The organism is Mesorhizobium sp. P171375, from assembly GCF_057786075.1.
In genome coordinates, this window is record NZ_JBYNWF010000001.1 from 5,871,221 (window position 1) to 5,893,974 (window position 22,754).

The 22,754-nt window shown below is 63.3% G+C and carries 19 protein-coding genes; 7 read left to right on the plus strand and 12 right to left on the minus strand.

What is annotated here, in order from left to right; genetic code table 11:
* Nucleotides 1–203: 203 nt before the first annotated feature.
* The gene (locus ACYHH6_RS28630; RefSeq protein ID WP_352583447.1) at nt 204–1,538 is read right to left on the minus strand and encodes a four-carbon acid sugar kinase family protein; all 1,335 of its coding nucleotides are present in this window, start codon (nt 1,536–1,538) and stop codon (nt 204–206) included.
* 4 nt (nt 1,539–1,542) lie between these two features.
* A complete protein-coding gene (gene oiaX, locus ACYHH6_RS28635; protein WP_352583445.1) occupies nt 1,543–2,793 on the minus strand; it encodes a 3-oxo-isoapionate-4-phosphate decarboxylase OiaX in 1,251 nt (416 codons plus the stop codon).
* Between the two features lie 187 nt (nt 2,794–2,980).
* Here oiaX and ACYHH6_RS28640 point away from each other — a divergent pair, with 187 nt between their 5' ends.
* Nucleotides 2,981–3,694, plus strand: a complete 714-nt coding sequence (locus ACYHH6_RS28640; protein WP_142866853.1) for a transcriptional regulator NanR — start codon at nt 2,981–2,983, stop codon at nt 3,692–3,694.
* A 1-nt stretch (nt 3,695) separates the two neighbouring features.
* Here the strand turns inward: ACYHH6_RS28640 and apnL are convergent, their stop codons facing one another.
* The 8 genes from apnL to ACYHH6_RS28680 form a co-directional block, all read right to left on the minus strand.
* Nucleotides 3,696–5,534 carry a D-apionate lactonase gene (gene apnL / locus ACYHH6_RS28645; protein WP_352583444.1) on the minus strand — a complete coding sequence of 613 codons (1,839 nt, stop codon included), beginning with the start codon at nt 5,532–5,534 and terminating at the stop codon, nt 3,696–3,698.
* On the minus strand, nt 5,531–6,565 hold the full coding sequence (locus tag ACYHH6_RS28650) for a Gfo/Idh/MocA family protein (RefSeq protein ID WP_352583442.1): 1,035 nt from the start codon (nt 6,563–6,565) through the stop codon (nt 5,531–5,533). Before ACYHH6_RS28650 ends, apnL begins: the two co-directional genes overlap by 4 nt.
* A 2-nt stretch (nt 6,566–6,567) precedes the next feature.
* On the minus strand, nt 6,568–7,632 hold the full coding sequence (locus ACYHH6_RS28655; RefSeq protein WP_352583440.1) for an ABC transporter permease: 1,065 nt from the start codon (nt 7,630–7,632) through the stop codon (nt 6,568–6,570).
* The gene (locus ACYHH6_RS28660; protein ID WP_352583438.1) at nt 7,625–9,181 is read right to left on the minus strand and encodes a sugar ABC transporter ATP-binding protein; all 1,557 of its coding nucleotides are present in this window, start codon (nt 9,179–9,181) and stop codon (nt 7,625–7,627) included. Before ACYHH6_RS28660 ends, ACYHH6_RS28655 begins: the two co-directional genes overlap by 8 nt.
* Nucleotides 9,178–9,822: a DUF2291 family protein gene (locus tag ACYHH6_RS28665; protein WP_352584307.1), complete on the minus strand. Its 645-nt coding sequence runs from the start codon at nt 9,820–9,822 to the stop codon at nt 9,178–9,180. The genes ACYHH6_RS28660 and ACYHH6_RS28665 overlap by 4 nt, the downstream gene beginning before the upstream one ends.
* Before the next feature lie 95 nt (nt 9,823–9,917).
* Complete coding sequence (locus tag ACYHH6_RS28670) at nt 9,918–10,859, minus strand: D-ribose ABC transporter substrate-binding protein (protein WP_112563086.1); 942 nt, start codon at nt 10,857–10,859, stop codon at nt 9,918–9,920.
* Between the two features lie 333 nt (nt 10,860–11,192).
* Nucleotides 11,193–12,020, minus strand: coding sequence for a phosphogluconate dehydrogenase C-terminal domain-containing protein (locus tag ACYHH6_RS28675; protein WP_352583436.1), 828 nt, complete (start codon nt 12,018–12,020; stop codon nt 11,193–11,195).
* 740 nt (nt 12,021–12,760) lie between these two features.
* Nucleotides 12,761–13,660, minus strand: coding sequence for a GNAT family N-acetyltransferase (locus ACYHH6_RS28680; protein ID WP_352583434.1), 900 nt, complete (start codon nt 13,658–13,660; stop codon nt 12,761–12,763).
* 240 nt (nt 13,661–13,900) lie between these two features.
* On the opposite strand from ACYHH6_RS28680, the gene argE reads away from it, so the two are divergent.
* From argE to ACYHH6_RS28710, 6 genes are all read left to right on the plus strand, one after another.
* The gene (gene argE / locus ACYHH6_RS28685; protein ID WP_352583432.1) at nt 13,901–15,025 is read left to right on the plus strand and encodes an acetylornithine deacetylase; all 1,125 of its coding nucleotides are present in this window, start codon (nt 13,901–13,903) and stop codon (nt 15,023–15,025) included.
* An 11-nt stretch (nt 15,026–15,036) separates the two neighbouring features.
* Nucleotides 15,037–15,960 (plus strand): 2-hydroxyacid dehydrogenase, encoded by a 924-nt coding sequence (locus ACYHH6_RS28690; protein WP_352583430.1) that lies wholly within the window; start codon nt 15,037–15,039, stop codon nt 15,958–15,960.
* A gap of 23 nt (nt 15,961–15,983) precedes the next feature.
* A complete protein-coding gene (locus ACYHH6_RS28695; RefSeq protein WP_112563097.1) occupies nt 15,984–16,337 on the plus strand; it encodes a cupin domain-containing protein in 354 nt (117 codons plus the stop codon).
* A gap of 149 nt (nt 16,338–16,486) precedes the next feature.
* Nucleotides 16,487–17,950: an aldehyde dehydrogenase family protein gene (locus tag ACYHH6_RS28700; protein ID WP_352583427.1), complete on the plus strand. Its 1,464-nt coding sequence runs from the start codon at nt 16,487–16,489 to the stop codon at nt 17,948–17,950.
* A gap of 10 nt (nt 17,951–17,960) precedes the next feature.
* The gene (locus ACYHH6_RS28705) at nt 17,961–19,004 is read left to right on the plus strand and encodes a tartrate dehydrogenase (RefSeq protein ID WP_352583425.1); all 1,044 of its coding nucleotides are present in this window, start codon (nt 17,961–17,963) and stop codon (nt 19,002–19,004) included.
* A 17-nt stretch (nt 19,005–19,021) separates the two neighbouring features.
* Nucleotides 19,022–20,479 (plus strand): NAD-dependent succinate-semialdehyde dehydrogenase, encoded by a 1,458-nt coding sequence (locus ACYHH6_RS28710; protein ID WP_352583423.1) that lies wholly within the window; start codon nt 19,022–19,024, stop codon nt 20,477–20,479.
* 37 nt (nt 20,480–20,516) lie between these two features.
* On the opposite strand, the gene ACYHH6_RS28715 is transcribed toward ACYHH6_RS28710, so the two are convergent.
* The gene (locus tag ACYHH6_RS28715) at nt 20,517–21,791 is read right to left on the minus strand and encodes an NAD(P)/FAD-dependent oxidoreductase (RefSeq protein WP_352583422.1); all 1,275 of its coding nucleotides are present in this window, start codon (nt 21,789–21,791) and stop codon (nt 20,517–20,519) included.
* Between the two features lie 16 nt (nt 21,792–21,807).
* Complete coding sequence (locus tag ACYHH6_RS28720) at nt 21,808–22,476, minus strand: haloacid dehalogenase type II (RefSeq protein ID WP_352583420.1); 669 nt, start codon at nt 22,474–22,476, stop codon at nt 21,808–21,810.
* Between the last annotated feature and the right edge of the window lie 278 nt (nt 22,477–22,754).

Here is a 22,754-nt window from a genome sequence, read left to right on the forward strand (position 1 = left end):
CGATAGAGCAAGGCGGACGAACTCCAAAAGCACCTTGCCGCGAGAAAGAACCCATATCTTTATGTGAATTTAACGTCAACATGCGCGACAATTTCGACGCTATTCAAGCCATTGCATTTCAGGTTGTCGACTAGGCTTTCACTAAGGCTTCGGCGCCAGTCGAGGCACGGATGGATCTCGCGGTTGCTGGCGCGGACGCGTTGTCAACTGCGAAGGCCGTCGCGGATGGCGCTGAAATAGCGTTCGGTTCCGACCTGCCCGCCCTTGAGCGCCACCTCCAGCCCATCGATCGCCTTGATGCGCGAGTGAGCGACGCAAAGCGGCGAGCCCGGCGATGCCGGCAGCGGCATCCGCACCGTCAGCGCATCGACACCCATCTGGCCGAGCGCGTGGCTCGACGTGTCGCCGCCGGCAATGACCACGCGTTGCAAATTCTGCTCGATCGTCAGCGCGCGAAGCAGTTCGCCAAGGCCGCGACCAAGCTTGTGGCGGGCACCTTCCTGCCGGTCGATTTCGGCGCCCCGGTCCGCCGCGGGACCAAGCGCGGTGTAGAGCACCACACTGCGGCCGGCTTCCAGACTGGAGCGGCCGGCAGAAACTGCGCGCGCGATTGCATCTCCGGACGCTTCGGAGATCAGTTCGACAGGATCGACCTCGATGCCGTCGAAGCCGTCGGTCAAAGCGTGCCGGATCTGTCGTTCGGTCGTCGGCGAACAACTGCCCGAGACCACCGCGACCCGGTCGGCCGCACCCGGCGGCGAAAATTTCGGTTCAGCACTGACCGTCCCGTTCGACACCCATTCGGCCAGCAGCGCATATTCGATCCCGGACGAGCCGACGACGAAAGAGCCGCCCGGCTTGCGGACACGCCAAATCTCCTTGCCGGCAAGCGCCTGCGTCTCCCGGCTGTCGACATCGACAAGCACGATGTCGGTGCCCTCGGCCAACAAGCGATCGAACGCTTCAGACCGGCCCGCCGACTGCAGCGTCGCGAGATCGACCAGCCCCGACGTCAGCTTCGTCTGCCGCGACAGATGGATCAGCAGGTCGGATTCATCCATCGGCGTGGTCGGGTGGCGGCTCATCACCGGATGGCGGTCGATGCGGAAATACTTTTCGCGATAGGCGGCGAACAGATGGCCAAAGGCGGTGTAGCGCTTGAGCTGCGGCGCCCCGACCAGCAGCGGCACGCTATCCTGCGCGAAGACCGAACGACCGATCTCGATGGCGCGGCCGATGCTGCCGATCGTCGGGCTGGAGTCGAAGGTCGAGCAGACCTTGTAGTGGCAGAGCGCGGCGTTCAGTGTCTTCAGCCAGGCGAAGGCTTCGCGCAGGTTCGTGTCCATCCAGAGCGGAGCCTCGCTGCGGCTGGTGCCGGCCAGTCCGATGGCTCGGCAATAGCTGAACTGCGCAAGCATGGCCGCGTTCGGCCGGCGCATGAACAGCACGGTCGGCACGCCGCCGAGCTCGAGCGCCTCCATCACATCGGTCGAGCCGGTGACATCGTCGCCATAATAGCTGAGCAGAAGGTTTTGCATCGTTTCAGGCTGCCTTGCCGTCGCCGAATTTTTCGATCGACCGCGCCAGCTCAGGATGGCTCAAGGCGAACTCCACCAGCGGAATGCCGTCGACCGCAGCTTGCCAGGCCTGCTGCACGGCGCGCACGCCGGCGCTCGGCCCGTCCGGATGGCTGACGATGCCCCCGCCGCACAGATAGAGCAGGTCGACCGTGCGGCCGGTTCGTTCATAGGTCTCGGGCGCCTGCCCGCCCCACTGGCCGGAGCCGGCCACTGGCAGCGCGCAGTCCTCAGGCAAAAAGATCGGTGTCGTCACCGCCTTGAAGGATTCGACGAAGGACGTGTCCGGCTCCCAGTATTTCGATTGGATGCCGTTGATCTGGAACTGGTCGACGCCGAGCAGCCGCCAGAATTGCTGCCAGACCTTGAAGTCCATGCCGAGGCCGGGATGGCGGGTGAGGATATCCCAGCCGTTGCGATGGGCGTGCAGCACCAGGCTGGAGCGCTTCCTGAGAAAGGCCATGCCGCCGAAGCCGATGGAATTGATGTTGACCACCGCGCAATTGCCACCGGCCTTGGCGACAAAGTCGTGGTTGCGCATCATCTCGTCTGGATCGGCATGCGAAATGCCGAAGGCATACATCACCTTCTTGCCGGTCTTCTGCTCATGGTCGAGGACCAGCGGCATGATTGCCTTCACCCGTTCCGCCAAGGGCGAATAGGCTGGGCTCATCAGCTTCTCGTCGTCCTTGATGAAATCGACGCCGGCGGCGATCAGCTCGCCCACCATTGCGGCGGTCTCGTGCGGCCGCAGCCCCAGCGCCGGCTTGACGATAGTGCCGATGATCGGCCGATCCGTGACGCCGGTCAGCCGGCGGCTGCCGGCGACACCGAACTGCGGACCTGGATGAGCGCCGCGATATTGCTCCGGCAGCTTCATGTCGACGACGCGAATGCCGGACAGGCCCTTGATCGAATAGGCGCCGCCGATGGCAATCGTCATCAGTGCCGACAGGTCGGTGCCGATGGCATCGAACGGAAAGGCGATGTCGACATCCGCGCGCTTGAACGGCCCGTCACCGGCCTCGGGAATGGAGGGCCTGTCAGCCTCGGGCAGATGGCGTATGGCGAGAACGCGCGCTGCCACTCTGGCCTTGAGTTCCTCGGTCTCACCGGGCAGCGCAACGAAGGTTCCGGTCGACTGGTCGCTGGCGATCTTGGCCGCCAGCGCCTCGATGCTGCCTGATGTCTCGATGCGGTAGGTGAGCGTGATCATGGTTCGTTGTCTGAGGCCGAAGGAGGTTCGAAAAGAGTTCCTTGATCGTCGAAATCTGGTATAATGAGTACATAAGCTTTGCAAGCAATATCCTGCTCGCAAGATATGGGCTGATTGGCTGGCAGGCATTCTGGAAATCGTGACGGCAGTGCTAGATAGACACCGGTCAAGGGAGTGATTCGCGACGATGAACCGTTCGGAGCCGATCGTCCGGCGCAAGCTTTCCGATGAAGTGTTTTTGCGGCTGAAGCGCCTGATCACCAGCGGCGAACTGACGCCGGGCGACGATATGCCTTCGGAGCGCGAACTGATGGAGCGCTTCGAGGTCGGCCGTCCCGCGATCCGCGAGGCGATGCAGGCGCTGAGCAATATGGGCCTGGTCGCGATCTCGCATGGCGAGCGCGCCAAGGTGCTGCAGTTGACCGCCAAGTCGATCATCAAACAGGTCGATGGCGCGGCCAAGATCATCCTGTCGTCGTCGAAGGACACGCTGGAACACCTGAAAACCGCGCGCATCTTCTTCGAGCGCGGCATGGTCAGGGAAGCCGCCGAAAACGCAACCGCCGAGGACGTTGAGCGACTGCGGGCCACAATTGCCGAACAGCGCGGCTTTCGCGGCGATTCCGAAGCCTTCATCTCCGCCGACATGAAGTTTCACACCCAGATCGCGGCGATTTCAGGCAACCCGATCTATGTCGCCGTCAGCGAGGCGATGCTCGGTTGGCTGAAGGAATATCATACGGAAATGCTGATCTGGACCGGCAAGGAAAAGTTCACGCTGACCGAGCACGAAGAGATCATCGACCGCATCGAGAAGAAGGATGCAGACGGCGCCGAGAAGGCGATGATCAAGCATCTCGAGCGCTCCCGCGCGCTCTATGTGATGAATTCCGAAAAATAGCTTAGCCGATCCGCGCGATCGCGTAAGGCGCCATCAAGAATTGCTCCCGACCAAGCGCTGAGATGTCGACCGGCACGTCGCCCGCTGCCAGGTTCACCAGCCACAAGATGATCTTGCCCGAGGCGGCGCGGCCAGCCAGCGCCAGCACCTTGGTCTCATCGCTCGTCGTTGCCGCCACATGCGCAAGGCCGGCCATTTCGCAAAGCCCCTTGATGGCATCGAAGATCGGCCGGGGTGATCCTTCCGCGACGGATTCTCCGGACGCCGCCAGCACGCCGAACGGTCCAGCGAAGCCGGAGAGCGTGAGTTGCTCCAGTCCAACCGGCGCGACGCGCGCGGCATAGCCGATCGTCCACGCGGCGGCGAACAGTCCGGCATGGCGCGGGTCGCGGTCGGCCATGGCGATGCGCTGTCCCCCGGGATTGGCCTTGGTCGCGCTGCCATAGGGGTTCTGGCGCATGGCAATCGTCGACGGGCCGATGCGGTAGGGTTTTTCTCCGAAGATCGCCCGCGCAGATCGCGTGATGAAGGGCAGCGCCTCCAGTGACTGCATGACGCTGAGATCGTCGGCGGCGTGCACGATCGGGCAAGTGCAGTGGGTGACGAAATCCAGCAAGCCGGCCGGCACGCGCTTGCGGTTGAGTTCGGTGAAATAGCTGAACATGCCACCGCCAAGCCGGATACCAGGAAAGGCGCGACGAGCAGCGGCATAAACGTCTTCGAGCGGCGGACAGTCCGGCCACGCGCTGCCCGGCGGCGTCGACTGCCGGTCGACGGAAGGCGAGACGGCAATGGCCGAAAGTTTTAGCCCGGCCTGGTGCACCATGTCGGCGACGGCTGAAAGTTCAGCTTCGAGATCGCCCGCGCAGACAACGACGCATTCCAGCGTCGTCTGCACTGGATAGGCGGCGGCAAGTTTTGCAAAGGACTGCAACGCACCCAGCCCATGGCCACGTGTCGGGTCGTAGTGGAAGACAAGTTGCTGCGGGCCCAGCGCGGCCAATGTCGGAAGGTTTGCGAGCGCGGCCTCCACGTCATCCGGGTAGATGATCACACCGATATCCGGCAGCCTCTGCCCGGCCTCGCCGAGTTCGATGCGCACCGGTTCGGTGCTTGCCGCGACAGCCGGTATTTTCCCCTCGTCGATGATGCGCAGGCTGATCGTCTGCCTGACGGGTTGATCGGCAGGCAACACATAGGGCCACGGCAGCGCAAGCGGCCGGACATAGGTCTTGTAGGACGCATCCGACCAGTTGCGCTGGTCTTCCATCTCGAAAGTGGCGCCCTCCATCCGGCATTCGGCAGTAATGCCCGGCTGAAGCTCATGGGTGATCGCGCGCAAATCCTTGAAAGGCTGCCAGGGATCGATCAGCAGCGGAAGTTTTGTCGCCACCACGCTGCCATCGGTATGCTCGACCGTCACCGCACTGCCAGCCAACCCGGCGATCGGGTGCAAGATGCAGAAGCCGCAGCGATTGGTCTCGAAATCGCTCTCGGGCAGTGCGCTGACGTCGAAGACCAGATGGCCATCAGAGGAGCCTTTGATCGTGGCGCGGAAGGCGAGCCGGCTTGCGTCCTGCCCGGTGCAGTTTGCCGTGTAGCTCACCGAGAAACTGTCGGCGCCACAATCGATCATAAGGTTGGTCAGCGCTGGTTCGTAAGTGCCCCAATCGCGATCCCTGACGATGTACGCGATGGCGCGCAGCACTTCGATGCCACCATAACGGATGCTGCGCAGATTGCCGTTGACGAAGTCGGCGCTGAGCGGGCCTGCACTCAGCCTGACTGGCTCGGCCTCGACCACGCGTGTGCCGTAGAGGAGAAAGGCGTCGGCTGTCATTTCAGCAAGGCATCGAGGTGGACAGGTTCGTGGCTCGCGGCGCCCAGATAGGCCGCCTCGACAAGCGCAAAGGTTTGGAGATTGTCCGCGCCCGAGGTCGCCGGCTCAGTCCCCTTTGCCAGGCAGTCGACCCAGTGCTGTTGAATCGCGACGACGCTCTCCTGGATGTTGTGCCAGGGCCGCGACGCCCAGGGCAGCAGCGGCGGCGAAACGTCTATGATCTTCGTGCCGCTCTTGCCGGTGACGGTGAGCCGGTATTCTTGCGCCAGCCGGATCGTGCCGTCGCTGCCGTCGATCTCGATCAGCGTTTCGGGAAACGGCTCGACGGCAAGCTTCGTCGCGTAGCTGCAGTCGACGACCGACGTCGCGCCGTTCTTGTGGTCCATCAACATCGTCGCGACATCTTCGCCAGCGATATCAGGGTTGATGCGCGCGGTTCGTGTCGTGATCGTCGACACATCGCCCAGCAGGAACCGGGCAATGTCAAGGCTGTGGATGCCGAGATCCTCGATGATGAAGCGCTTTCCCTTGGCGAGATAGGGCTGGCCGGAAAACACGTCATAGGCGGAGCGGAAGGAGATGCGGCCGAAGAAGGGCGTGCCGATCTTGCCGCTGTCGAGCACGGCGCGCACCGCCTGGATCGGCGACTGCCAGCGGAAGTTCTCATGCACCATCAGCGGTACGCCGGCATCGGCACAGGCCTTCACCATGGCCTTGGCGTCGGCCAACGTCGGCGCGAACGGCTTTTGGCAGATCACCGGCACACGGTAACGCGCCGCCATCTCGACCAGCGGACGATGGCTGGGCGCCGTGGTGGCGATATCGACGAAATCCAGCCTCTCGCTGGCAAAAAGTTCGGCCGCGTCGGTGTAGCGCTTCGCGATGCCGAACTGGTCACCAACGATGCACAGCCGTTCCGGGTCGCGGTCGCAAACGGCGACGATCGAGGCGCCTTCAATGTCACGCCAGGCATGCATCTGGTTGACGGCAAAGAAGCCGCAACCGATCAGTGCTCCCCGCAACTCCGCCATGCTCACCCTGCCTTTGCCATCTGCATCAGTGTCACCCGGCTCTGCAGCCGACGCTGCGCCTGGTCGACGACGACGGCGACGATGATGACGAGGCCCTTGATCACCATTTGCCAGAAGGAACTCACGCCCATCATCACCAACCCGTCCGAAAGAATGCCGATGACGAAGGCGCCGACAATGGTGCCGCCGATCGTGCCGCGACCGCCCGACATCGACGTGCCGCCAAGCACCGCCGCGGCGATGGCGTTGAGCTCGAAACTTTCACCCGTTGCCGGATGCGAGGCCATCAGTTCGGACGAAATGATCAGGCCGACGATCGCCGCGCAAAAGCCGGAGAACATGTAGACGAACATTTTCACCATGTTGACACGGACGCCGGAAATACGCGACGCCCGTTCATTGCCGCCGACAGCAAAGATATGGCGGCCGAGTGGCGTGTATTTGGCGAGATAGGCCGCCGCCAGCGCAACGACGATCAGGATCCAGATCGCCACCGGCAGGCCGAGCAGCCGGCCGGCGCCGAGGAAGCCGAACCCGGTAGTGCCGAGTTCCGGCTTGCCGACGAGATTGGGGAAGGTGCGGCCATCCGACGACAGCAGCGCCAGGCCGCGCGCGACGTAGAGCACGCCAAGCGTGGCGATGAACGGCGCGACGTTCAGCCTGGTGATCAGCAATCCGTTGGCGGCACCGATCAGGATGCCGACGGTAAGCGTGATCAGCGCGATCTCGACCACGTTGAAATAGATGGTGTAGCCGATCTGCAGGTCGATGCCGTTCAGCACGAGGTAGCCGGCTACCATGCCGCACAGGCCGACGATCGAGCCGACCGATAGGTCGATGCCGCCGGTGATGATAACGAAGGTCATGCCCATCGCCAGGAACGCGTTCAGCGCCACATGCTTCGACATCAGGATCAGATTGGCGGTCGACAGGAAGTTCGGCGCCGCAATCGAAAAGAAGATCAGCACGGCGATCAGCGCGATGAACGTCCTCGCCTTCATCAACGTCAGCAGCAGCGAGCCACTCGAGACGAATGGAATAGCCGCCTTGGCCGGGATGTCAGTCATGGGCGGTATTCTCCGTGTGCGGGGCCGGTCCGTGGCCAAGTGCCGAGGCGGCGACCAAGGCCGCCTCCGTCGCCTCGGCGCGATCGAACATGCCGGTCAGTTTTCCGTTGCTCATCACCGCGATGCGGTCGGACAGCGCCATCACCTCGTCGAGATCGGAGGTGGCGAAGAGAATGCCCAGTCCGTCACGCGACAGTTTGCGCATGGTGCGGAAGACGTCGGCCTTGGCGCCGACATCGATGCCACGGCTCGGCTCGTCCATCAGCAGCACCTTCGGTCCGGTAAGCAGCGCCTTGCCGATCACCACCTTTTGCTGGTTGCCGCCCGACAGCGACGAGACCTCCTGCGCAGGGTCGGCGACCTTGATCGCCAGTTCCTGCACCATCTGCGCCACTGCCTGTCTTTCGGGGCCGCCGCGAATATGAAACAGGCGAACGAACCGCGACAGGCTGGCCAGCGTCAGGTTGCTGGCAACCGAGAGGATCGACACCAGCCCTTCGCGCTGGCGGTCTTCGGGGATCAGCGCCAGTCCGCGCCCGATGCGCCGCGTCGTGTCGCGCTCCTTGACCTTTTTGCCGGCGATGAAGATCGTTCCGGTCGCCTGGCCATGGCGGCCCATGATGCAGTCGAACAGCTCGCTGCGCCCGGCGCCCATCAATCCGTAGATGCCTAGGATCTCGCCGGCGCGCAGCGACAGCGACACATGGTCGACGGCCAATCCACCGGTCGCGCGCGGCAGGCAGATGTCTTCGGCGCGGAATATTTCTTCGCCGGGAACATGGCCGTCGGCCTTGGCGAAATCCTTGGCGTCGGAGCCGATCATCTGCCGCACGATCCACCGCGTGTCGACGTTTTTCATCTCCTCCTGGCCGGTGATGTGCCCGTCGCGCAGCACAGTGATGTAGTCGCCGATGCGGATCAGCTCTTCCAACCGGTGCGAGATGTAGACGATGGCCACGCCGCGCGCCTTGAGGTCGGCAATCACCTTGAACAGGATCTCGACTTCCGCCGCACTCAGCGCCGAGGTCGGCTCGTCCATGATCAGGATGCGGGCATCGAGCGAAACTGCCTTGGCGATCTCGACCAGCTGCTGCTGGCCGATGCGCAGATCCTCGACCAGCATATCGGGCCTTATGCCGGCCTGAAGCCGTTCGAGAAATTGCGCGGCACGGCGCTCCTGCTCCTTGCGGTCGATCTTGCGGAACCGGTTGGTGATCTCGCGGGTGGCGAAGATGTTCTCGGCCACCGTCATATTGCCGAACAGGTTCAGTTCCTGGAACACCATGCCGATGCCGCGGTTCACCGCATCTCCCGATGACGAGAAGGAGACCTCCTCCCCTTCCAGAAGGATCCGGCCGAGCGTCGGCTGCTCGACGCCGGCGATGATCTTCATCAGCGTCGACTTGCCGGCGCCGTTTTCGCCGACCAGCACATTCACCGCGCCCCTGCGCACCTCGAAATTCGCGCGCTTGACCGCGACCGTGCCGGAATAGACCTTGGAGACGTCTTCCAACTTCAGGATGACATCATGAGCGGCGGCAGCAGTCATGGTTTTGGCCCGATTTCCGCCTCCGCCGGCGTCACCAGCGGCAGGTCCTGGCCGCTTTCGAGCGTATAGGCGCCGAGAACTTTCGCGGTCCGGCCTTCCAGTGCGTCGCGCGGCAGTTTGGAAAGCACGGCCGTGTCGGCATAGGCGTTGAACGCCTTGCCGAACTGGGCAAAATCGATCTGGTTGGTAAAATCGTTGAACTGGATGAAATCGAGGCTGTCGCGCAGCGCGGTTCCCCGCATCGCCGGTCCGATCTGCACCCGCGCATCCGCCTTGCCGTCGCCGTCGACATCGATATCCATCGTCGCCGCGCGCGACGCCGTGTTGGCGGCAATGATCTTGCCCTCAACGCGAACCGCGAAGGTCCAAGGCGAATTTGCCTGCTTGTTTGGATTGCCATATTTGGCGCCGGCAGAAGCGGGATCGGTTTTCGCCAGCGCATGAACCTCGGCAAACGGCCCGGCTTTCCGCTGGAGATAGGGCACGACCTTCGCCACCCAGATCTCCTCGACCATCTTGTCGGGGTTGAACGCGGTGCTGCTGCCGCTGTCTCCCGAGGGAGTCGGAAGAATCTTGCAGGCGGTAAGGCTGATGCCGAGTGTCGCGGCAAGGATCGGCCAGATCGGCTTGTTGTTCAGCATGATGGCCTGTTGTTCAGCACGGCGGTCGGCACCCACGGAAAATGGCGGCGAGGGACGACCCATGGGTCGTCCCTCGCTATTCATATCGCGCCGGCTCAGTTGGTCAGCGCAAAAGTTTCCAGCTTGGGAGCATTGTCGCCATTGACCAGGACGCAGTCCATCAACTGCTTTTCCTTGGCCGGCGACTTCTTGTTCTTGATGAAGTCGTTGGCCTGCTCTACCGCCATCTGCGCCTGCGCATAGGCCGGCTGCAGCACGGTTGCCTTGATGCCGCCCGCGGTGATCGAGTCGCGCACGTCGTTCGATCCGTCGAAGCCGACGACGATGACGTCCTTCCGGTTCGCCGCGACCAGCGCCGCATAGGCGCCCATCGCCATCGTATCGTTGCCGGAGATGACGCCCTTGATGTCGGGGTTGGCCTGCAGGATCGATTCCATCTTGGCGTAGGCTTCGGTCTGGCTCCAGTTGGCCGATTGCTGGGCGACCATCTTCAGGTCCGGATAGTCGTCGATGACGTCGTGATAGCCCTTGGAGCGGATTCCGGCATTGGTGTCGGATTCCTTGCCGACCAGCTCGACGAAATTGCCCTTCTCGCCCATCAGCTTGACGAATTCCTGCGCGCCGAGCTGGGCGCCCTGGTAGTTGTTGGAGACGATCTGCGCGACGGCGACTCCGGTGGCGTTGATCTCGCGGTCGATCAGGAACGAAGGCACGCCCGCGTCCTTGGCCTTCTGCACGGCGGCGACGGTGGCGTCGGCGCCGGCATTGTCGAGGATGATCGCCTTGGCGCCGCGACCGATCGCGGTGTCGATCAGTTCGGACTGCTTGTTGGCATCGTCGTCATGGACGAGCACCAGCGCTTCGTAGCCGAGTTCCTTGGCCTTGGCTTCGGCACCGACGGCTTCCGCCTTGAAGAACGGATTGTCATGCGAGGGCGTGATGATTGCAATGAGGTCCGCGGCATAGGCGGGTGCCGCGGTGCCAAGCGCCAGCATCCCGGCAAAAGCCGCAAGTGTCATTCTGCGTGTGAGTTTCATGATGTCCTCCCGTTTGAAAAACGGCCTTGATCAACCAAGGCCACTGTCTGCATTCGAATTCGTTACGCAGCGCGGGCCGCTGATCGGTTCAGGCTCAAAAGCCGTTTGCCGGCTTCCACTGACGGATCGTTGCTCCCCGGCCGTCCTCCACTCGTCCAGGCTTCGAACTCCCTGCGAAACCTTATCGATCCGAGTCAACAACAGCTAAGCCAACTGGTATGATGAGTCAATCACAAATTCAGATGATATGTACCTGATACGACCGAGGTTGAGCGTCGGCGGCGATGCGCCGAGGCATCGAGACGCTCCGGCGAGCACCTGACTTGGCCTTTCTCAGGTGATGCGCTGAATGCTCGCGGCGATCTCTTCCGGCTCGAACACCCGCTTCCAGTCGTCGCGCATCAGCACCGGCTTGCCGAACTCGATCGCCTTGTTGCAGGCGTCGGAGAACACACCCTTGGTTTCGCCGAAGATGACGGCGCCAAGAACATTCATATGGCCGAGCAGGAAATCGAGCGCAGCTTGCTTGTCGACGCCGCGCGCCACGACCTCGTCGACGGCTTCCTTCATGACGACGAGCAGCGAGGCGCATACGGTTTCCGAAAGGCCGGGCTCCAGCAACGCCATCTGATCGACAGTGACACGGTGCGAACGCATCACTGGCGCCCAGATGATCTTGGCGATCGCCTCGCCCTTGGCAAAATCCTCTTCCGGACCCTGCATCAGCGCGCTGACCATATGCTGCTTGGCTTTGACGCCGCCGAAATAGTCTTTTTTTGCCGCCATGTCGGTCTCGTCGTTGAAGATCGGCGGATGGCAGGGATGGGTGACAAAATAGGTCAGGTCCGGCCGCTTCGGCAAATGGCCGGCGAACGGCGCGGCGGCGTCGAGCACGACGACCATCGTGCCCGATGCAAGCTTGCTCTCTATGCTGGCCGCCACCTTGCCGATATGCGTATCGGGAACCGCCAGGATCACCACATCGGCACCTTTGAGCGCTTCATCGGCGCTGACGGCTTCGAAGCCCAGACCCGACTTCAGCCGCTCGCGGCCGGCATCGCTGACCTCGACATGGCGTATCGTATAGGGCGAACCGCGAAAATTGGTCGACAGGCGGTACCCCATCTTCCCGCCGGCACCGAACAACGCAATCGTCGTCATTTATCCCTACTCCCGATTTTTAAACGACGGCCGCGCCGATCGTCATGTTATTAACTGGTATAATCACTTTACCACGCTTTAGCAAGTTGAACAGGCCGAGAATTTGCCCAAACCAGAGCCCCGTTGCCCCGCTTTGCCGACGTTCGATGCCCACGCTCTGGAAGTCTGCGAGGTCCATTTTCTCGGGTGCTCGCGGCGATCCGGACGCTGCATTTTTCTACGTGTACGGCAGCCCGAGGTGGTCGAAGCAGTCGCGATCGATTAGATGTGGCTCAAGACCCAGCAGCGTCGACTACCGCAGCGCGATACCGCCCGTAGCGGTATGGGACCACCGGCAAGGCGAAGTGCTTCCGAGCGATCTCGGTCGCGTTTTTCGCATCTTAGGTTCCTGCTGCGAATTTTGGCGAAGGGCAATGGAGAATTCGTAATTCGCGGCTTCGCCGATCCCGGCGAGCCACCGCCTTTTCTACGCCATGACACGATATTGAACACTAGCGTGCCATTGTCAGTGCACTTCGGTCACGAATAAGCGAATCCAACAAAGTTGTCGCGACGTCGATGCGTTCAGACGGAAGTTGATGCGCGCCTGCCTTGGGCAACTTCGAAGGCTGTGACAATCCAGTGTTGTCTGCGTTTGAGCATGGCTGCAGAAACCATACTTTTAGATGTTAGTTCTACTGGTGCCGCAAGAGTGCCTGCGAAGGCGTGGACAGCCGCGACTGCCCGCGTCCTGGATTGAACTAACCGAGCGTTTGACTGGCGAGGGCATAGGTCTTCGGTGTGATTGCACCGCCGACGGCAAAATCGTTGAGAGGCTTGCCCATCGACATGGTGAGCACCGTGTCGAAAACCGGCATGCCGCTGTGCGACAGAAAGGCGGCGAACTCGCCATTGTCCATGTGGGTGTCGATCCGCAGGAAAGACCCCGAATGGTCGTCCACATGCGGCCGGACGATCGCCACGGCGTCGGCATCGCTTTCCGCCACGACCGGCCCCACGACGTGGCCTCGCCCGAGCGGCCGGCAGAGCGCGAATGCGTTCAGCCTGCCATCCTTGAAAAGACCATAGCCGGCCGAGTGTGCGAAAAGCCTTTCGATGAGTGCCGCCCGCCTCACGCCAAATCCTGCCGCGTCGAGCGCGATAGCTGCGGGAATGTCCCCTGCGCCCAAGGTCCTGACATCGCGTATGTCTCCCGGGCTACCCGTCGTCTCCAGGCGGGCGATGCCCTGGCATTGATAGACAGTCTTCTCCGGCTGGAAGTCGAGCGAGAGATAGAGCCGCCTTGCCGCCCTGGTCGCATTGAGGCGCAAGTCGCGGCCGGCTACCCTGTCGAAGACCCGCTTCATCAGCCATTGCCCCGCACCCAGCGTCTGGAGCCGCGGCGAGGTGATGACCATGCCCACGGTTGCGAAATCCGTGCCATGCGCGAACCACATGGCCGAGCCGAGAACCCGGCCGATCTCGTCGAGCGCCACGAACCCCTCTCCCGATTGGCGCAGGAATTGCCAATCCTCGGCGCGATGCGGCCATCCCACGGAGAGCGAGAGTGCGTGCAACCGGTCAAGATCGACGCCTTCAATGTCGTCGATTCGCATCGAGAAGGTATCGATTTTCAAGCTCTCGGACGGCTTCAAGTCCATGCCCCTGAAAGATTACCACGAGGGAGGGCGACCTATTGGCGACCGCCTACTGTCCCGCCAACGCTAAACAAGCAGCCCGGTACGATTTGCTCGAAAGCCGCGCGCCAACGCAAGATTCGACTGAAACACTTCCGCTTTCGGCACGCAATCGCGAAAGAACGCGCACACTCTCTCTGGAAATCTAGCAGCATATGGTCGACGGCATCGATCCGGCGAACCCGAAATGTTTTGAGGGCTGGAATGGACGTCTTCGACATCCTCGATCGTCTCGTCGCCTTTCCATCGGTCGCCGGCAGACCGAACGGCGATATCGCCGGCTGGATCGAGACCCATCTCGCGGAACACGGAACCCAGGTCACCGTGCTTCCAGGGCCGGAAGGCGACCGTTTCAATCTTTTCGCGACGGTCGGTCCCACCGATGTCCCGGGCTACATCCTGTCCGGCCACATGGACGTCGTTCCCGCCGGCGAGCCGCAGTGGAGTTCGGCTCCTTTCACCCTGCGCCGGGACGGTGAACGGCTCTACGGACGCGGCACCACGGATATGAAGGGGTTTCTGGCCGCTACGCTGGCGGCTGTGCCCATGCTGGCTGGACTGCGCCTCGCCAGACCGATCCATCTCGCCTTCTCCTACGACGAGGAAGTGGGATGTCGCGGCGTGCCACACCTGATCGCCCGGCTTCCCGAACTTTGCGCGAAGCCGCTCGGCGTCATCGTCGGCGAGCCGAGCGGCATGCGCGCCGTGCGCGGCCACAAGGGCAAGGCGGCCGCCCGCGTAATCATCAAAGGGCGCTCCGGCCATTCTTCACGGCCTGACCTCGGGCTCAACGCCATCCATGCGATGTCCGAAGCGCTGAGCGCGGCCGTGAGCGAAGCCGAGCGGCTGACGCGCGGTCCGTTCAACTCCGCCTTCGAGCCCGCCTATTCCTCGCTGCAGGCCGGTGTGATCGCAGGAGGACAGTCGGTCAACATCATTCCCGACAGTTGCACGCTGGATCTGGAGGCACGCGCCATACCCGGTGTCGACCCGGCGAGCCTTCTCGCGCCGATCAGGGCGCGGGCCGAGGCCCTCGAAACCGACGGCTTTCCGGTCGAGTGGACGGCGATGAGCGCTTATCCGGCCCTGTCGCTGCCACAAGAAGCGGCACTGGCAGGACTGCTGCGCGAGCTGACAGGCGAGGTGACGCTCGCCGCCGTCAGCTATGGCACGGAGGCAGGACTTTATCAGGCGGCCGGGTTCGATGCGATCATCTGTGGACCGGGCGACATCGACCGCGCCCACAAGCCGGATGAGTACATTCTCACCAGCGAACTCGCAGCCTGCCAGCGATTGATCGAGGCGCTGGGCGCGCGCTGCGCGGCTTGAAGGGAAACCGGATGACGTTCCTGTTCAATTCCGATGCGGGGCGCGGGGCGGTCTTCGCCGATGCATTCGCTACAGAATTGCCGGACGTCCCCTTCACGATGGATGCTGCAGCGGTCGATCCCGACGCGGTACGCTATCTCATCACCTGGACCGCGCCAGAAGACCTCGCGCGCTACAGGAGCCTGGAGATCCTGTTTTCGATTGGCGCTGGCGTGGACCAGTTCCGCTTCGATACCGTGCCGGAACAGGTGAAGATCGTGCGTACGGTCGAGGAAGGCATCGTGCGCATGATGCAGGAGTATGTGACGCTGGCCGTGCTCGCGCTGCACCGCAACCTACCTGCCTATCTGGCGCAGCAGCGCGCCGGCGAATGGAGCGATATCGCACAACTCCAGGCCGGGTCGCGCCGGCTCGGCGTGCTTGGCCTCGGGCAACTCGGCCAGGCCGTCCTCGACCGGCTGAAGCCCTTCGGCTTTCCGCTCGCCGGCTGGAGCCGCTCGCCTCGACAGATCGCGGGCGTGGCCTGTTATCATGGCGAACTTGGGCTGGAGGAGATGCTCGCGGCCAGCGACATATTGATCTGCCTGCTGCCACTGACCGAGGATACGCGCGGTTTTCTGAATGCCGACCTGTTGGCGAAGCTGCCCAAGGGCGCGGCGCTCGTCCACACCGGCCGAGGGCCGCAGCTCGACCACGAAGCGCTTGTCGCGGCTCTGAACAGCGGCCAACTATTGGCGGCGATGATCGACGTCACCGATCCCGAACCGCTGCCCGCGGGTCATCCGTTCTGGTCGCATCCGAAGATCATTCTCACCCCGCATATCGCAAGCGTCACCCAACCTGCGACGGCTGCACGCGCCGTCATCGACAACATCAGGCGCCACCGCGCGGGTCTCGATCCTATCGGGCTCGTCGACCGGTCGCGCGGCTATTGAAACCCAACCGGAAAGGTCATCCTTTGTCCCTGCTCAAGACCGTCGATACCAGCCCTGCCTCCCCGCCGCGCGAATCCAGGGCGCTGCCCGAACGGCTGATTGCCGGCAACCCTGCCTTCAAGACCTGGGCGCAGGACGCCGCCAAGAACGATCTCGTCCACACCGGCGTCTGGGAGGCGACGCCGGGAGAGACGCGCTCGATCAAGGGCGACACTTTCGAGTTTTGCCACATCCTGTCCGGCGTGGTCGAAATCACGCCCGACGCCGGTGAAACGGTGATCTACCGCGCCGGCGACAGCTTCGTGATGAAGCCCGGCTTCACCGGTGTCTGGAAGACCATCGAAACAGTGCGCAAGATCTACGTGACCGTCGGTTAACGGAACCCGCGTGAGATGCCGGCCTGCGCGGAAGATTTTGCCGTCTCTCACGTCTGGCACGCAACATTCGTCGGCGGTAGGTCGCCGAACAGCGCATGCTGCGTGCCGGCACGCGCTAGGCTCCAGCCCACGCCGCAGAGTGGTTGTCGATGAGCCTAAGCTTCAATCCCGATACAATCCCCCTCCCCGTCGGCCACCTCATCGGCGGGGAACTGATCTCGACCGAGGGCGGGCTCGAAATGCGCCGCCCCTCGGACGGCAGGTCATATACTGCCTGCCCTGTGGCTGGCTTAGACATGGTCGACCGTGCGGTGGCAAGTGCCAAGGCGGCGCTTAAGGCCAGCAACTGGGGCGGCGTCCGGCCGCGCGAGCGCACCAAAGCACTCCAGGCCTGGGCCGACCTGATCGAGGCGGAAGCCGAAACGCTCGCCAGGATCGAGGCGCTGTCCTCGACGCGGCCCGTCGGCCAGCTCGTTGCCGGCGACATTGCCGTGACCGCCGAACAGATCCGCTTTTTTGCCGAGTTCGCCGACAAGGAAGGCAGCGATCTCGTGCCGACCGACGACGCCACCTTCGGCATGATCATGAGCGAGCCCTATGGCGTGGTCGGCGCGATCACACCCTGGAACTTCCCTGTCTCCATGGCCGGATGGAAGCTCGGCCCGGCGCTGGCCGCGGGCAACGCTGTCGTGCTGAAGCCGTCTGAAATGACGCCCTTCTCTGCAGTCTACATGGCAGAACTCGCGATCAGGGCGGGCCTGCCGGCAGGGCTCATAAACGTGGTGCTCGGCGACGGTCCGACGACCGGCACGGCGCTGACCGGTCATCCCGACATCGCCAAGGTCTCCTTCACCGGCTCGACCCGCGCCGGTTCGGCCATCATGGAGAACGTCGCTCGTACCGGCGTCAAGCCAATGACGCTGGAACTCGGCGGCAAGAGCCCGCAGATTGTTTTTGCCGATGCCGATCTCGACAAGGCAGCAATGGCGATCGCCGGCAGCGTCACCTTCAATGCCGGCCAAGCCTGTGTGGCCGGTACGCGCCTGATCGTCGAGAAGAGTGTCGCCGACAGGCTGACGACCGCCATCCTGCAACGGATGAAGGCGGTGCGGCCAGGCCCGACCTGGGACGAGACGACGCAGTATTCGCCTGTTATCTCGGAACGGCAGCGAGCGCGCATCGACAGCATCGTGCGAGCCGCGGTCGAAGCCGGCGGCGAATGCCTGATCGGCGGCGCCGCCACGGACAGCCCGGGCTATTTCTACGAACCGACACTGATCACCAATGTCGATCAGGCCAATCCTGCAATCATCGAGGAAATCTTCGGCCCGGTCCTGACCGTCCAGACGTTCGAGACCGAGGAAGAAGCGCTGACGCTGTCGAGCCATCCGACCTACGGGCTGGCTTCCGGCCTGTTCACCTCCGACCTGTCCCGTACCATCCGCTTCGCGCGCAAGCTCGAAGCGGGCACCGTCTGGGTCAACCGCTACAGCCGCTCGCGCGACCATATCCTGCCAACCGGCGGCTACAAGCGCTCCGGTATCGGCAAGGATCTCGGCCGTGAGGCCTATCTCGCCAACCGCAGGACCAAGAGCGTCCTGATCAGCCTGTGAAGAGAAGCCGATGAAGTCCTATTCGATCGCCCTGATCCCAGGTGACGGCATCGGCCGCGATGTGACCGCCGCCACCTGGACGGTGCTGGAAACCGCGGCCAAAAACTTCGGCTTTGCGCTGACGGGAACCGACTTCCCCTGGTCCTGCCGCTTCTTCAAGGAAACCGGCCGCATGATGCCGCAGGACGGCATCGACACCTTGCGCGGCTTCGACGCCATCCTTCTCGGCGCGGTCGGCTGGCCGGCGGAGGTGCCGGATTCGGTCTCGCTGCACGGCCTGCTGCTGCCGATCCGCAAGGCGTTCGTGCAATATGCCAACATCAGGCCGCACCGTCTGCTGCCGGGCGTAAAGGGCCCGCTGCGGGCCGAGGGCTTCGACATCCTGTGCATCCGCGAGAACACCGAGGGCGAATATTCGGGCGCCGGCGGGCGCGTGCATCAGGGAACTCTGGATGAGGTGGCCGTAGAGACCTCGATCTTCACCCGCGCCGGCGTCGAGCGCATCCTGCGCTTCGGCTTCGAGCAGGCGCGGTCGCGGCGGCGGAAGCTCGCCTCAGTCACCAAGTCCAACGCGCAGAAATACTCGATGGTGTTCTGGGACGACATCACGCGAAAGCTGGCTGCGGATTATCCGGACGTCGAAGTGACCAGCTATCATGTCGACGCGCTCGCCGCGCGCATGATCATGGCGCCGGAGAGCCTCGACGTGGTCGTCGCCTCCAACCTGTTCGGCGACATCCTGACCGACATCGGCGCAGCGATCCAGGGCGGGCTCGGCTACGCCGCCTCCGCCAACATCAATCCCGACCGCTCGGCGCCGTCGATGTTCGAGCCTGTGCACGGCTCCGCGCCCGATATCGCGCATCTGGGCATCGCCAATCCGATCGCCACCATCTGGTCCGGCGCCATGATGCTCGACCATCTCGGCGAAAAGGCTGCGGCCGGCCGCGTCATGCAGGCGGTCGAGGCCGCAACCGCCAGAGGCATAGGCACCGTTCCCGGCAAAGACCGCACGAACGCCATCACCACCGCCGTCGTCGCGGCGCTCACCTGATTGCAAAGTCGTTTTCGATGAAAAATCTGAAAGACAAAAGTCTGTTCCGCGAGGCCGGCCTGATCGGCGGCAAATGGGTCGCGGCCTCTTCCGGAAAGACGGTCGATGTCGTCGATCCGGCGACCCAGGCAACGATCGGCACGGTGCCCGACATGGCCGGTCCGGAGACCCGCGCTGCGATAGACGCCGCAGCTTCCGCCTATGGCGATTGGAAGAAGAAGACCAACGCCGAGCGCGCTGGCCTCCTGGAGACCTGGCATAGCCTGATGCTCGTGCATCTGGACGATCTCGCGCTGATCTTGACGACCGAACAGGGCAAGCCCCTGGACGAGGCCAAAGGCGAGATCCGTTACGGCGCGTCATTCGTCAAATGGTTCGCAGAGGAGGCACGCCGCATCAATGGCCACACCATCCCCTCGCCCACGCCGGACCGGCGCATCATCGTGCTGAAGGAACCGGTCGGGGTGTGCGGCATCATCACGCCGTGGAACTTCCCCAACGCGATGATCACCCGCAAGGTCGCGCCGGCGCTGGCCGCCGGCTGCACGGTGGTGATCAAGCCATCCGAGTTCACCCCCTATTCGGCGCTGGCGCTCGGCGTGCTTGCCGAACGCGCGGGCATCCCCGCCGGCGTCATCAACATCGTGACCGGCATGCCGGCCGAGATCGGCAACGAGATCATGGCGAACGAGACCGTTCGCAAGATCTCTTTCACCGGCTCGACGCGGGTCGGTTCGCTGCTGATGCGCGGAGCGGCCGATACCGTCAAACGGCTCAGCCTCGAACTCGGCGGCAACGCGCCCCTCATCGTCTTCGACGACGCCGATCTCGATCTCGCCGTCGAGGGCGCGCTTGTCTCGAAGTTCCGCAACGGCGGCCAGACCTGCGTCTGCGCCAACCGCATCCTCGTCCAGGCCGGAGTCTACGAAACCTTCGCCGCGAAGCTTTCCGCCCGCGTCAACGCCATGAAGGTGGGGCCGGGCACAGAACCCGGTGTCGCCATCGGGCCGATGATCAACATGGCGGCGGTCGAGAAGATCAACCGCCACGTCGAGGATGCGCTCGCCAAAGGCGCGGCGATCATCACCGAAAAGCCGGCGCTGCCGGAGGGTCCTCAGTATGTCGCGCCGCTGGTGCTGACCGGCGCCACAAAAGACATGCAGCTCGCCGGTGAGGAAACCTTCGGTCCGGTCGCGCCGCTTTTCCGCTTCGAGACGGAAGAGGAGGCGATCGCGCTCGCCAACGGCACACCCTACGGCCTTGCCTCCTACTTCTACACAGAGAACCTGAAGCGCGCCTGGCGCGTCGGCGAGGCGTTGGAGTTCGGCATGGTGGGGCTCAACACCGGCTCGGTCTCAATGGAAGTCGCCCCCTTCGGCGGCGTCAAGCAGTCGGGCCTCGGCCGTGAGGGTGCGCAGGCCGGTATCGAGGAATATCTCGAGATGAAGAGCTTCCACATGGGCGGGCTCAGTTGAGGCAATTTGGCTGAAGCCGGCCAGGCCGGATCGACGATCACTGAATTCGGTCGAGCGCCTTGTAATAGAGGCCGACCATAGGCAGGAACCAGGGCTTGCCGGAATAGCCGGGAATGGAAGGCCACTCGAGCCCCTTCATCGGATTGCGGTCCTCGCGGCCGAGCATGGCATCAGCCAGGATCATGCCGAGATGGGTGGAAAGCTGCGCGCCGTGGCCGGAATAGCCCATCGCGTACCAGACACCGTCTTGGTAGCCGGCCCGCGGAAAACGGTCCTTGGTCATGTCGACCAGCCCGCCCCAGCAATAGTCGATCTCGACCTTGGCGAGCTGCGGGAAGATCGCCGCGAGGCCCGCCTGCAATATCTGTCCGCTCCTGGCGTCGGAGCGCTGGTCCGAGGTCGCCGAAAAGCGCGCGCGGCCGCCGAAGATCAGGCGCTTGTCCGGCGAAAGCCGGAAGTAGTTGCCGATGTTCATCGAGGTCACGCATGTCCGGTTGCCGGGCATGGTGGCAGTGATCTCGGCGTCGTTCAACGGCCTTGTGGCGATGATGAAGCTGCCGACGGAGATGATCCTGCGGCGAAAATAGCCGAAATTCGGCGTGGTATAGGCGCCGGTCGCAACCACCACATTGTCGGCGCTGATCCGGCCGCGGGAGGTGGTCAGCTCATGCCTGCCACCGGCCTGCTTGCGGTCGGTCACAACCGCGTTTTCGTGGATGACGGCACCGTGGCGGGCGGCGGCCGTGGCCAAGCCTGCCACATAGCGGCCCATATGCATCATGGCGCTCTTCTTCGACAGCATCGCACCGTGGAAGGGCGAACCGATCTCGGACTTGAGGTCGGCGGCCGACAGCAGCGCCGTATCCGGATCCACTTCCGCATGGAGGGCTTCGAAGTTGCGGGCGATCGCTTCGAAATGCTGTGGCTTGGAGGCGAGCTTCAGCTTGCCAGCGCGGCGGAAATTGCAGTCGATGCCTTCCTCGGCGACCAGCGCCTCGATGGTGTCGACGGAGTCGTCAAGCGCCCGGTAGAGCGCGATTGCGCGTTCCTTGCCGAGTTCCGCCTTGGCCGAGAGGTAGCCATGGGCGAGGCCGTTGTTCAGGTGTCCGCCATTGCGACCTGATGCGCCCCAGCCCACCCGCTCCGCCTCCAGCACGGCCACCTTCGCGCCGGCCTTCGCCAGTTGGCGCGCGGCGGCGAGACCGGTGAAGCCGCCACCGATGATGGCGGTATCGTAGTGCCCCTCGACCGGGCCTTGCGCCCCGCCGGCAAAGACGGGAGCCGTGTCGTGCCAGTAGGAGACGAACTTCATTGGCAACCCGCCTGTTTCAAAGACCAATCACGCCTGGAAGACCCGAAATGTCTGATATCTCGACATAGCCGTAGTACGGGTTGGCCGGCTCGTGGCCGCGATTGACCCAGACCTTGTTCTTGATGCCGAGATCATGTGCCGACATCAGGTCGTAGCGGAACGAAGACGAACAGTGAAGAATATCCTCCGGGCTACAGCCCAGCATGTCGAGCATGTATTCGAAAGCCTGGAAGCGAGGCTTGTAGGCCTGTGCCTGCTCGGCCGTGTAGACGGCATGGAACGGTGCGCCGAGTTTCCCGACATTGGACATGATCTGCGCGTTCATGGCGTTGGAGAGGATGACCAGCGGAATCTCCTTGGCCACCTTCGCCAGGCCGGCCGGAACATCCGCGTGAGGCCCCCAGGTCGGGACACGCTCATAGACCATCCTGGCGTCGTCGGCGCTGAAGGCGACGCCGTTGCGCTTGCAGGCGCGCTCGAGCGCGTTGTGGACGACGTCGGCATAGGGCTTCCAGTCGCCCATGATCTCGTCGAGCCGATAGGCGGCGAAGTTCTTGATGAACTCCTGCATGCGCTGCTCGTCGAGCCGGCTGCCGTAAAGGTCGCGCGCCGCTTCCGCCATCTGGAAATTGGTCAACGTGCCATAGCAGTCGAAGGTGATGTATTTGGGCCGAAAAGAAGCCATGTCTGTCGATCTCCCGTGGAAGCACACAAGCTTTGCGATGCACTTCATCATAAGCCGGCAGGCGACGAGCCACCTGACCGAAATGGGCCTCCCGAAAGCAGAAAGTTCCGTATCCGCCATCCGGTTTGGCACGCTGTAGCATCTTGACGGCCAATGAGAGTGCCTTTCGCGACCTAAGGCGCACTCATCGCGGAGGGCGCCAGCACAAGATGCGGCGCACCCCTTGTGCTACGGCGAAAGATACTGCCCAAGCCAAGACCTTCAGACGATCTGCGGCG

What these genes read in the sequence shown, in the direction of transcription:
- ACYHH6_RS28630 (WP_352583447.1), bottom strand. Translation starts at nt 1,538, where the DNA reads ATGCAAAACCTTCTGCTCAGCTATTATGGCGACGATGTCACCGGCTCG.
- oiaX (WP_352583445.1), bottom strand. Translation starts at nt 2,793, where the DNA reads ATGATCACGCTCACCTACCGCATCGAGACATCAGGCAGCATCGAGGCG.
- ACYHH6_RS28640 (WP_142866853.1), top strand. Translation starts at nt 2,981, where the DNA reads ATGAACCGTTCGGAGCCGATCGTCCGGCGCAAGCTTTCCGATGAAGTG.
- apnL (WP_352583444.1), bottom strand. Translation starts at nt 5,534, where the DNA reads ATGACAGCCGACGCCTTTCTCCTCTACGGCACACGCGTGGTCGAGGCC.
- ACYHH6_RS28650 (WP_352583442.1), bottom strand. Translation starts at nt 6,565, where the DNA reads ATGGCGGAGTTGCGGGGAGCACTGATCGGTTGCGGCTTCTTTGCCGTC.
- ACYHH6_RS28655 (WP_352583440.1), bottom strand. Translation starts at nt 7,632, where the DNA reads ATGACTGACATCCCGGCCAAGGCGGCTATTCCATTCGTCTCGAGTGGC.
- ACYHH6_RS28660 (WP_352583438.1), bottom strand. Translation starts at nt 9,181, where the DNA reads ATGACTGCTGCCGCCGCTCATGATGTCATCCTGAAGTTGGAAGACGTC.
- ACYHH6_RS28665 (WP_352584307.1), bottom strand. Translation starts at nt 9,822, where the DNA reads ATGCTGAACAACAAGCCGATCTGGCCGATCCTTGCCGCGACACTCGGC.
- ACYHH6_RS28670 (WP_112563086.1), bottom strand. Translation starts at nt 10,859, where the DNA reads ATGAAACTCACACGCAGAATGACACTTGCGGCTTTTGCCGGGATGCTG.
- ACYHH6_RS28675 (WP_352583436.1), bottom strand. Translation starts at nt 12,020, where the DNA reads ATGACGACGATTGCGTTGTTCGGTGCCGGCGGGAAGATGGGGTACCGC.
- ACYHH6_RS28680 (WP_352583434.1), bottom strand. Translation starts at nt 13,660, where the DNA reads ATGGACTTGAAGCCGTCCGAGAGCTTGAAAATCGATACCTTCTCGATG.
- argE (WP_352583432.1), top strand. Translation starts at nt 13,901, where the DNA reads ATGGACGTCTTCGACATCCTCGATCGTCTCGTCGCCTTTCCATCGGTC.
- ACYHH6_RS28690 (WP_352583430.1), top strand. Translation starts at nt 15,037, where the DNA reads ATGACGTTCCTGTTCAATTCCGATGCGGGGCGCGGGGCGGTCTTCGCC.
- ACYHH6_RS28700 (WP_352583427.1), top strand. Translation starts at nt 16,487, where the DNA reads ATGAGCCTAAGCTTCAATCCCGATACAATCCCCCTCCCCGTCGGCCAC.
- ACYHH6_RS28705 (WP_352583425.1), top strand. Translation starts at nt 17,961, where the DNA reads ATGAAGTCCTATTCGATCGCCCTGATCCCAGGTGACGGCATCGGCCGC.
- ACYHH6_RS28710 (WP_352583423.1), top strand. Translation starts at nt 19,022, where the DNA reads ATGAAAAATCTGAAAGACAAAAGTCTGTTCCGCGAGGCCGGCCTGATC.
- ACYHH6_RS28715 (WP_352583422.1), bottom strand. Translation starts at nt 21,791, where the DNA reads ATGAAGTTCGTCTCCTACTGGCACGACACGGCTCCCGTCTTTGCCGGC.
- ACYHH6_RS28720 (WP_352583420.1), bottom strand. Translation starts at nt 22,476, where the DNA reads ATGGCTTCTTTTCGGCCCAAATACATCACCTTCGACTGCTATGGCACG.